This window comes from Williamsia sp., from assembly GCF_036566845.1.
Lineage (GTDB): Bacteria > Actinomycetota > Actinomycetes > Mycobacteriales > Mycobacteriaceae > Williamsia.
Window position 1 is genome coordinate 1 of sequence record NZ_DATCVM010000231.1, and the last position, 10,163, is coordinate 10,163.

General features: G+C 66.0%; 9 protein-coding genes. 4 read left to right on the top strand and 5 right to left on the bottom strand.

From position 1 onward, the window contains the following. Nucleotides 1-301: 301 nt before the first annotated feature. The 4 genes from VIQ49_RS21900 to VIQ49_RS21915 form a co-directional block, all read right to left on the bottom strand. Entirely contained in the window at nt 302-1,477 is a 1,176-nt protein-coding gene (locus VIQ49_RS21900) for an ATP-binding protein (protein ID WP_331888616.1), read from the bottom strand. A gap of 517 nt (nt 1,478-1,994) precedes the next feature. Beyond that, nucleotides 1,995-2,420: a VOC family protein gene (locus VIQ49_RS21905; RefSeq protein WP_331888618.1), complete on the bottom strand. Its 426-nt coding sequence runs from the start codon at nt 2,418-2,420 to the stop codon at nt 1,995-1,997. Nucleotides 2,421-2,524: 104 nt separating this feature from the next. Beyond that, complete coding sequence (locus tag VIQ49_RS21910) at nt 2,525-4,567, bottom strand: cation-translocating P-type ATPase (protein ID WP_331888620.1); 2,043 nt, start codon at nt 4,565-4,567, stop codon at nt 2,525-2,527. Beyond that, on the bottom strand, nt 4,564-4,980 hold the full coding sequence (locus tag VIQ49_RS21915; protein WP_331888622.1) for a metalloregulator ArsR/SmtB family transcription factor: 417 nt from the start codon (nt 4,978-4,980) through the stop codon (nt 4,564-4,566). The genes VIQ49_RS21910 and VIQ49_RS21915 overlap by 4 nt, the downstream gene beginning before the upstream one ends. Before the next feature lie 96 nt (nt 4,981-5,076). On the opposite strand from VIQ49_RS21915, the gene VIQ49_RS21920 reads away from it, so the two are divergent. After that, nucleotides 5,077-5,676 (top strand): class I SAM-dependent methyltransferase, encoded by a 600-nt coding sequence (locus VIQ49_RS21920; RefSeq protein ID WP_331888624.1) that lies wholly within the window; start codon nt 5,077-5,079, stop codon nt 5,674-5,676. Next, nucleotides 5,673-6,095: an adenylate/guanylate cyclase domain-containing protein gene (locus VIQ49_RS21925; RefSeq protein WP_331888626.1), complete on the top strand. Its 423-nt coding sequence runs from the start codon at nt 5,673-5,675 to the stop codon at nt 6,093-6,095. The genes VIQ49_RS21920 and VIQ49_RS21925 overlap by 4 nt, the downstream gene beginning before the upstream one ends. A gap of 336 nt (nt 6,096-6,431) precedes the next feature. Here the strand turns inward: VIQ49_RS21925 and lspA are convergent, their stop codons facing one another. Further along, nucleotides 6,432-6,929: a signal peptidase II gene (lspA, locus tag VIQ49_RS21930; protein WP_331888628.1), complete on the bottom strand. Its 498-nt coding sequence runs from the start codon at nt 6,927-6,929 to the stop codon at nt 6,432-6,434. Between the two features lie 469 nt (nt 6,930-7,398). Here lspA and VIQ49_RS21935 point away from each other — a divergent pair, with 469 nt between their 5' ends. Together VIQ49_RS21935 and VIQ49_RS21940 are read left to right on the top strand one after the other, a co-directional pair. Next, nucleotides 7,399-9,489 (top strand): cytochrome c oxidase assembly protein, encoded by a 2,091-nt coding sequence (locus VIQ49_RS21935; protein ID WP_414731686.1) that lies wholly within the window; start codon nt 7,399-7,401, stop codon nt 9,487-9,489. A 274-nt stretch (nt 9,490-9,763) separates the two neighbouring features. Further along, nucleotides 9,764-10,163: Nramp family divalent metal transporter (locus tag VIQ49_RS21940; RefSeq protein ID WP_331888632.1), on the top strand; the 400-nt coding region annotated here is incomplete at its 3' end.

A 10,163-nucleotide genomic window follows, 5' to 3' on the forward strand; every position in this document is an offset into this window, starting at 1 on the left:
CGTCGCCCATACCCGCCAGCCGCATCCACCCACCATCACCGACCCCGGCTGGCCTCACCTTCACAACTGGGCATGGGCAGCGGCCATAGGCATCGCCGTGTTCATCCCCTTATTCTTCGGCGTCCGCCGCATCGGCCGCGAGTAATTCGGGACGGACACCACTACGACACCCACCAGCAGCATGCGTGAGCTCCAACAATGATGCGTACCGACCGGCGGGTGCTGCCCAAAACTGTCGCTGAACCACGACGACGGCGTGAAAGTCGGGCGGGCAGAGGCTGGCGCCCGACATTCGTCGGGGTCAGTGTGCCGACCCGGTGTTGTTCTGGCGGCGAATGAACTCGGCCATGCCGGGAACGGTAAAGGCTACGACCCCGCGTTCGGGTGCCCAGATCAAGCCTTTCTTGATGCAGGCGTCGCGGTGTGGTGCCACCGATTGCATGGAGCTGCCCAGGGCTGTGGCGACCGCGGAGGATCGCGGTTGCTCGGTACCGCTGGCAGCCATGGCGTGTAGATATCGCCGTTCGGTCTCGGTGGCGCGGAGCCACCGTGAGCTGTAGAAGCCGGCGTCGAGGGAGGCGTGTCCGGTGCTCACCGCATCTTCGGCTTCAATCACGCTAAACGGTGATCCTGTTGCCACGCGCCATAGTTCGTATCCAAACACTTGCAGGAAGTATGGGTAGCCGGCACTGGCAGTGACCACATAGTCAGCAGCCTCGTCGGTGACAGCTTGCCCCAGCCGGGATATCGGCGCGACGATCGCCGCCCGCGCTTCATCGTTGGACACTGGCCCGATGGTGCGGTAGTCGAATTGCCGTTCCGCGTACGACCGTGCATCGGCTAAGACTTGCGGGAGGTTCGGCAGACCCGCCCCGACCAAGAAGAACGGCCATCCCCGTTGGGCGGCACGGTGTTGGGTTGCTAGCAGGACCTGGAGCAGCGGCGCCTCGAGCTCCTGCATCTCGTCGACGAACACTCCGAACGCGTTGCCTTCTGTGCGCAGTTCATCGCACAGCTCTTCCACGAGATCTTCGAACTCAACCCCCAGCGATGCCTGCGGCGGCGGCGCAGCTTTGGACACGCTGACTCCCGTGCCGAACGCGGTCGCCGACACCGAAAACTCCTCGGTCATCGACCGAAGTCGGTCCACGATCGACCGGGCGAACTTTCGGCGTCGAAGCGCCCGGGTGACGTCCTTGGAAATTCGCCGCCGCAGGGCTTCAGCGCCTTCCTGACTCGTCTGCGCTTCGACCTCGACGACGACCCAATCGTTACGCCGAGCTTGGTCAGCCATGGTCGCCAACAACGTCGTCTTCCCGACACCACGCAGCCCTTGCAGCATCAACCCACGGTCATAGTGACGTTGCTTGACCCGCGCAACGAGCAGATCGAAACGCTCCAGTTCCCGAGTACGACCCACCAGCTCAGGCGGACGCGTACCCGAACCCGGCGTGAAGGGATTGAGACCAGATTCCACCAGCAAACACTAACAAAGTATCAGCCTGTATAAGGCTAGATCTTATACAGACTGATACTGTCCTACAGTTCGGCGTGGCGAGGACCGACACGATCGGCTCCTTTCCGATGCGGATTCGCCGGACCAGACCGCCGTCTTACGCGGGAACCGCTGGGTGAGATCGCTTAAGCCCTGGCGCGGAGTACATCAGCCAGTTGGTCAACGGTCGGCAGCCCGACCGCACCGGCCTCGGTCCGGTAGAGACGGCATGCAAGTTGATCGACGTGAAGGGCACCGTCGAAGGCATCAGTGCCATCGATGAGTATCGTCGGGGAACCAGCGAATGGCGATGCTGCCGCCTCTGCATCCGACCCAATCCGCCACAACCCGATTTCGAGATCTGTCCTTCCGATCGTGGCCGCCGCCGCGCGGACACGCTCAGCCGCCGCGACCCAGTTCGGGCATCCATCGACATAGAGAATCTCCACTCTCATATCAACGATTCTGCCCTGCTCGACGACACGACTGCTCAGGCCCCTCAGGCCCCGTCAACTACTGGCGAAAAGAACGTCAGCAAATTCCCAGCCAGATCAACCACCGCAAACTCTCGGGTGCCCCATTCGGTATCCGTGGGCCCCACGCCAGCATCACCCGGGTGAAGAACCTGAGCCGCCGCCATCTCGCGATAGAGCTCGTCCAACCCATCGGTCTCTATCCGGCAACTCGCCGTTCCCGCGAGGAAGCTTTCAGCCCCACTGCAGATCGGCATCGAGACAAAGTCAGAACGCGCACGCCAATCGTCGTCGAACGCCGCCCACAAGTGCACCTCGGCACCCTCGCGCACCAGCTTCGCGAACCCATCATCTGACGCAACAACCGTGAATCCTAGACGTGTGCAATAGAACTCCACACCGACCACGATGCGCTCGACCGGCAGCGCCGGCACCACCCTCAACAAACTCATCACCCAATCTAACGTCTGACGACATACACCACGAGGCCCGGGACAGCCGGGAAGTGCGTAGATGAAGGGCACTGTCGACTTGGCGCAGAAGGCGACGTTGGTGTCTATCGCGGTGCGTGCGCTGACGCCGGCCAAGCGACCGGTTCGGTGGTGGACGTGGGCAGCGGCGGCAGCGGCGTGACGAGGCCTGCCCGGACGCCGTTGGCGATGACGACGATCTCGGCGAGCTCGTGCACGGCGACCACGGCGGCGAGTCCGAGCACGCCGAACAGGGCTAGTGGGATGAGGATCGCGATGAGGGCAAGGGACAGACCGACGTTCTGGAGCATGATCGTCCGGGCCCGGCGGGCGTGGCCGAGGGCCTGCGGAAGGGTGCGTAGGTCTTCGCCCATGAGCGCAACATCGGCGGTCTCGATGGCGACGTCAGATCCCATGGCGCCCATGGCGATGCCGAGGTCGGCGGCGGCCAGGGCGGGGGCGTCGTTGACACCGTCGCCGACCATCGCTGTGAAGCGTGCGGTGCGCAGATCTGCGATGATGCGGGCTTTGTCCTCCGGCCGTAGATCGGCGTGCACATCGTTGATCCCGGCGATTGTCGCCAGTGCGGTGGCCGTGGCGGTGTTGTCGCCGGTGAGCATCGCCACCGTGGCGCCGCTGCGGTGCAGGTGCTCGATCACCTCACGGGCTTCGGGGCGAAGTTCATCGCGGACAGCGATCGCTCCGATCACCTGATGGTCGTATTCGACCAGGACGGCTGTGGCGCCGCCGGCCTGCATCGCCGCGACCTTGTCGCCGAGCGCGCCGGCAGCGATCCAGCCGGGCCGGCCCAGCCGCGCACGGCGGCCGTCGACGAGGCCGGTCAGACCCGCGCCGGGGATGGCCTGCACGTCGGCGGCCGCGGTGGTGCCGTCGCCGTGGGCGGTCAGGATCGCCCGCGCGAGGGGGTGTTCGCTGTGCGCTTCGAGTGCTGCGGCGACCGCCAGCACGTTCTGCTGTTCCCGAGTGCGGGCGCTGGCACCATCAACGGTGGTGTCGGCGTCTGGGACCGTGTCGGTGGCCGGGGCGGTGTCGGTGGCCGGGGCGGTGTGGGTGGTGGCGATGTCGACGACGGTGGGCCGGTTCGCGGTCAGGGTGCCGGTCTTGTCGAGGGCGACGGTGCGGACCCGGCCCAGGGCTTCGAGGGCGGCGCCGCCTTTGACCAGGACGCCGATCTTGCTGGCGGCGCCGATCGCGGCGACCACGGTGACCGGGACGGAGATCGCCAGCGCGCAGGGGGACGCGGCGACGAGTACGACCAGGGCGCGTTCGATCCAGGTCGCGGGGTCCCCGAGCAGTGATCCTACGATGGCGATGGCGGCCGCGGCGATCATGATCGCCGGTACCAGCGGCGCGGCGATCCGGTCGGCGAGACGTTGTGCCTCGCCCTTGCGGGACTGCTCGGCCTCGACGATCTGCACGATCTTGGCCAGAGAATTGTTCTCTGCGGTGGTGGTGACCTCGACGGTCAGGGCGCCGGTTCCGTTGATCGACCCGGCGTAGGCCTCGGTGCCGGGACCTGCTTCGACCGGCACCGATTCGCCGGTGATCGCCGACACGTCCAGGGCGGTATGGCCGCGGCGGATGATGCCGTCGGTGGCGATCCGCTCGCCTGGTTTGACCAGCATCATGTCCCCGACCGCCAGCTCCGCCGGCGAGATGGTGCTGGCGGTGTCGCCGCGCAGGACCGTCGCGGTGTCCGGGACCAGGTTCAGCAGCGCTCGCAGACCCCGGCGAGTGCGACTGACGGCGTACTCTTCCAGGCCCTCGCTGATCGAGAACAGCACAGCGAGCATGGCGGCTTCGCCGACCTCGCCGAGGATCACCGCGCCGACAGCGGCGACCGTCATCAACGTTCCGACGCCGATCTTGCCCTGGGCCAGTCGCCGCAGGGTCGACGGCACGAAGGTCCACGCCCCGATCAGCAGCGCCGCCCACTCCAGGACCATCGCCAGCATGTCGGGGCCACCGGCCCAACCCACGATGTACGCGGCGAGCAAAACCACCGCCGCCGCGGCGGCGGCCTGCAGTTCACGCACCTGCCACCAGTGTTCGGGAGCCTGCTCGTCCTCGCCGGGTTCGTCGTGCCCGCAGCCGCATGCCTCGCTCATCGCCCCGCCGTCGCATTCTCTACCGGGGCGCCGGCTCCGGCGGCCGGGCCGTCGCAACACGTGCTGTCGGTGCCGTACGTAGGGCATAACGCCACAGCGTTCCCGGTCGCCGCCAGCAGTGTCTGCGCCGCGGCGAGCAGGTCCATCAACTCCGGCCGCGCCAGGCTGTAGAACACCTGCCGCCCCACCGGGCGGCCGACCACCAGCCCGCAGTCCCGCAGACACGCCACATGCGCCGACACCGTCGACTGCGCCAACCCCAGCTCGGCCATCACATCGGCCACCCGGGCCTCACCGCCCTGGGCGAGCCGGGTCGCGATCGCCAGCCGGGTGCCGTCGGACAGGCTGTGAAACAACGCCACCGCGGGATCGAGGTCCGCGCCGGTCGCCACCGCACACTTATTCATCGTCATACGACGATGATAGCGCTATTTTGTGGTGTAATCGAGTGCCACGACGTTTTCGGGCGGCGACCCGCCCCCGGGCGAGGTGGGTAAGGAGCGGCCGGTATGCCATCGATGTCGACGATCGAGTCACTGTTCTGTCGCAGCGCACCCTGGGAGGCGGTGACGGGCAGATGGGTGTTGCCGTGGGCGTTGCAGGGCATCGAGCCTCGGGGCCGGGTGCTCGAGATCGGTGGCGGCGGCGGTGCGATGGCAACCCAGATCCTCGCGGCGTCGCCGCCGGATCTGGTCGAACTGACAGTGACCGATGTCGATCCCGCGATGGTCGAGGCCGCCCGGCGCCGGATGCAGCCATTCGGAGGTCGCGCCCACGCTCAGGTCGCCGATGCCACCGCATTGCCGTTTCCAGGCGGCGCCTTCGACACCGTTGTCTCGTTCATCATGTTGCACCACGTGCTCGACTGGGAGCGGGCTCTGGCCGAAGCGGTCCGGGTGCTGGCGCCCGGCGGGGTACTGGTGGGCTACGACCTGCTCGCCAGCGCACCGGCGCGGCTGCTGCATCGCCTCGAAGGTGCACCGCACCGGTTCATCGGCCGCGGCGAGCTGCGCCCGCATCTTCAAACCCTGCCGCTGACCGACCTCCGGATCCGGGAGAATCCGTTCACTACCCGGTTTCGCGCGCGCCGCGACGAGGGTGTCCGATGATCGCGTCGGCGCACCCGCACCACCACGGCGCGAACTCAAAGGAGCTGACCGGACTTGAGCAGGTGCAGGTCACCGTCGCCTTCATCGACCTGGCCGGCTTCAGCGTCCTGACCGAAATGTGCGGGGACCAGGAAGCCGCCGAACTCGCCCTCGCGCTGGCCGAACAGGCCCGGAGAGCGCTTCACCCAGGTGTCCGGGTGATCAAGACTATCGGCGATGCGGTGATGCTCGCCGCCGACACCACCGACGCGATGCTCGCGACGATCACCACCCTGTCAGGCGCCGTCGCCGATCACGATGGATTCCTCACGCTGCGCGCCGGGATCCACCACGGCACAGCGATCGTCCGCGACGGCGATCTGTTCGGGCATACCGTCAACGTCGCTGCCCGCATCACCGCCCTCGCCGGCGCGGGCTAGGCGATCATCACCACCCCGGTACTGCCGGCCGCCACCCGCATCGGATTTCCCACCACGGCACTGGGGTCTCGGGGGCTGCGCAATATCAGCGCCCCGGTCGAGGTGCACGCTCTCGCACTCACCCCTGCCGCCATCCCAGCGACCCGATATGCGGAGCGCGGATCGACCCAGCGACCGCACCGGCACACCGACAGACCGGCACCGACCGGTGGTGGTTCTGCTCAACCGACTGCGCCGAACGCTTCGACCACGCCAACGAGCAGACCGTCAGCCGGCCTCCCCCGGGCGACACATCGTCGCCAGAAAGCCCGAACTAGCAAGGGCACCACCACCAGGTCACTGCGGTGAGCTTGCCGTGTCCGCTGGTCGCTCCAACAACACTGCCACGATGAGAACAACTGCGCCGCAAGTGATATAGGTGTCGGCGAGGTTGAACGTGGGCCACCACCCGGTGTGGAAATAGTCTGTGACCTTGCCGTCGATGAGCCGATCGATGACGTTGGCTGTGGCGCCGGCGAAGATGGCGGCCAGGCACATGGTGTGCACGGTGTGGTGATGCGGTGCGCTGATCCACGCGTAGATGCCAATACCCACAGTGATCGCAGCGGTAACGGCGATCAGGACCGCAGCGGGAAGTTGATTGCCCAGGCTAAACGCGACCCCGGTGTTGAACGCCAGACGAAGCTCTAGCGGGCCAAGGCCAACGATGCGGCCATCGGCGAGCGTGGCGCGGGCGATGGGATCTAGAACAAGTGCAAGGGTCGTCAAAACCAGGGCTACATAGACCAATACCCGGCGCCGTGGTGTCGCGGTGGTGCTGGGTTCGTGGGAGATGCTCACCAGTGCCGCTCACCCACCACAGGACCCTGACCACCCGGGGCGTCGAGCCTGTGCTGCGGCCCGCCCGGCACGCACCCGGAGGTGCCGAGAGTAACGACATCGGCCACATCGTGAACGCCGGCGATCCGGGCCAGGCTCCTCAGCATCAACCCGAGACCGATGACCAATGCGTGCGCGTTCCGACAGACAAGAGAACATAGTCACCGCACCATTGGGTTTCGAGGCGTCATCTCACCAATTGCAGCACAGACCGCGCTTATGATCGACATAAAACGATAATATCGCCCCCAAACGAGTGGGTCTTCGCTGGTCGGCGCTGCGGCGACGTTTCCATCACCCTCGTGGTCCTGAGCAGCTCCCGGATGCAGCGCGTATCGGTCGAGTGCATTCCTCGGGGTCGCGGGGGGTGGGCTGCTAAATAGCCAGTTTCTTCGGCGCAGCGCTCGGTGCCTACCCTGAGAGCGTGAGTACGCCGAGCGCCGATTCGATCGACATCCGCCGTAGTGCCGCGGCGAGCATCGGGTGGGTGCTGGCCTGGGTCGCGGCTGCCGTAGCCATCGCAGTCACCGCCATCTCCGCGAACAAGGCCCTGGATCTGGCCGGCGTCGGAGATCCCGGCGCGCTGACCCGCTATGGACTGCCCACCGTGCAGACGATCGGTGAGATCGGTGCGGTGGTGGCCGTAGGTGGGGCGCTGTTCGCGGCATTCTTCGTTCCGCCGCAACAGGACGGCGTTCTGGACGTCGGCGGGTACCGCGCAATCAGGTTCGCATCGGTGGGGGCACTGGTCTGGGGGATCGCGGCACTGCTCATGATCCCGCTGACCATCTCCGATGCCTCCGGCTTCCCATTGCCGGAGACTCTGACGGTTGACCGCATGACCACAGCCTTCGACCAGGTGGCCGCCGCGCGATCCTGGTTGTGGACGGCCATCTTCGCGTTGATCTGCGCGATCGTTGCCCGGACCGCGTTGCGCTGGAGCTGGGCTCTCATCACGTTGCCTCTGTCGCTGTTGACGCTGATGCCGATAGCCATCGCGGGACATTCGTCGACCGGCGGAAGCCACGATGTCGCCACCAACAGCCTGATCCTGCACATCGTCGGCGCCTGTCTGTGGATGGGTGGCCTCTTCGCGCTGCTCGCCTACGCACGCGGGGGCGGCCAGTTCACCGCCCTGGCAACCCGACGGTATTCGCGTGTGGCCTTCTGGTGCTTCATCGTCGTCGGAGCCAGTGGTGTGATCAATGCCCTGGTCCGCGTGCACATCGATCAACTCTTCACCGAGACCTACGGGCAGCTCGTGCTCGCAAAACTCGCCGCATTGATGGTCCTTGGTGGGTTCGGCGCCTGGCATCGGCGCACGACCATCCCGGCTCTGTCCAGCGATGCCGGTAGCACGCCGTTCGTCAGATTCGCATTCGTCGAACTGCTCGTGTTCGCGGCGACCTTCGGCATCGCGGTCGGGCTCTCGCGTACCCCGCCGCCGGCCAACGTCAATCCGGCGAACATGCCGGCCGCCGAACTGGTCCTCGGTTACCGGATCGACGAGGCGCCCACCTTCGGTGCCCTGCTGACCGACTGGCGCTTCGACCTGCTGTTCGGCACCCTGGCGATCGTCATGGCCGTCGTGTATCTGCGCGGCGTGATCAGGCTCCGCCGCCGCGGGGACGCATGGCCGATCGGACGCACGATCACCTGGATGCTGGGGTGTGCGGCGTTGCTGTTCGCCACCTCGTCAGGACTGGGAAAGTACGCGCCCGCGCTGTTCAGCATGCACATGATCGCGCATATGGTCCTGTCGATGCTGGTGCCGGTGCTTCTGGTTCTCGGCGGCCCGGTGACCCTGGCGCTGCGAGCGCTGTCGCCTACCGGACGCGGCGCACCTCCGGGCCCCCGAGAGTGGATCCTGACACTCCTGCACAGTCCGTTCTCGAAGTTCATGACCCACCCACTGGTCGCGTCGGTGCTCTTCGTCGGCAGCTACTACGTTCTGTACCTGGGCGGTCTGTTCGAGCTGCTGGCGGACTATCACGCAGCGCACGTCGCGATGAACCTGCATTTCATGGTCAGCGGCTACCTCTTCTACTGGGTTGTCATCGGTATCGACCCGGCACCTCGCACGCTGTCACCGGTAGCCAAGCTCGCGATGGTTTTCGGCTCCCTGCCATTCCATGCGTTCTTCGGCGTTGCTTTGATGAGCACCGACAACATCATCGCGCGCAACTACTACAACAGTCTGATGCTGCCGTGGAACCCCGACCTGATGAGTGATCAGCGCCTCGGTGGCGGCATCGCCTGGGCAGCAGGTGAGATACCGCTGGTCCTGGTGATGCTCGCGCTGTTGGTGCAGTGGAGTCGGCAGGATCGACGGCAGGCAACGCGCTTCGACCGGCGAGAAGAACGCGATGACGGTGCAGAGCTGGCGAGATACAACGCGATGCTCGCCCAACTCTCTGGCAAATCCCAGCCCCCTATTCAGCGCCAGTCGTCTGCCGACACCGAAGCTGACGGGGCTGGCGATGCCGATTCTGACCGCGGACCAGTCATCCACTAACCGGCACGGCCACTAGAGAGACCTCTGCCCACACACCCCCCGCTCGGCGGCTACCCGTCGTCGGTACGGGCCAGTTCGTCGACCGCAGAAGGCCGCAGCCGATCCGGGTGACTTACGCGTCACCGTGGCCCGCCACACCATCATGATCGCCGGTGCGCAAGGAACTGTCATGACGGACGCCCACGCCGACGACGACTTCACCGGCTACGCCAGCATGATCTATGGTTATGCGAATAGTTTTGTTCGGGGCACCGAACTTCGCGTAAGGATGCCGATGGAGCGCAGCGTGCAGGACGCGGTTCGGCCTCGCCTTGCTCGCGCTCGATCCGGGTCGTTATTGCTGGGTCCTGCTTTCGTCGCCGCGATCGCCTATGTCGATCCGGGCAACGTGGCGTCGAACATCAGCGCCGGCGCGCAGTTCGGCTACTTGCTGGTGTGGGTCATCGTGGTCGCCAATGTCATGGCCGGACTGGTGCAGTTTCTCTCAGCCAAACTCGGGGTGGTCACCGGCAGATCGCTACCAGAGACCGTGCGGCTGAGGTCGTCGCGGCGAACCAGATTGTCCTACTGGGTGCAAGCCGAGATCGTCGCCATGGCAACCGATTTGGCCGAAGTAGTCGGCGGAGCGATCGCCCTGAATCTACTGTTCGACTTGCCTTTGCTGATCGGCGGGG

Excerpts from the sequence above, each read along its gene's own strand:
- VIQ49_RS21905 (WP_331888618.1), bottom strand. The coding sequence starts at position 2,420 with ATGAGTTTGTTGAGGGTGGTGCCGGCGCTGCCGGTCGAGCGCATCGTG.
- VIQ49_RS21910 (WP_331888620.1), bottom strand. The coding sequence starts at position 4,567 with ATGAGCGAGGCATGCGGCTGCGGGCACGACGAACCCGGCGAGGACGAG.
- VIQ49_RS21915 (WP_331888622.1), bottom strand. The coding sequence starts at position 4,980 with ATGACGATGAATAAGTGTGCGGTGGCGACCGGCGCGGACCTCGATCCC.
- VIQ49_RS21920 (WP_331888624.1), top strand. The coding sequence starts at position 5,077 with ATGCCATCGATGTCGACGATCGAGTCACTGTTCTGTCGCAGCGCACCC.
- VIQ49_RS21925 (WP_331888626.1), top strand. The coding sequence starts at position 5,673 with ATGATCGCGTCGGCGCACCCGCACCACCACGGCGCGAACTCAAAGGAG.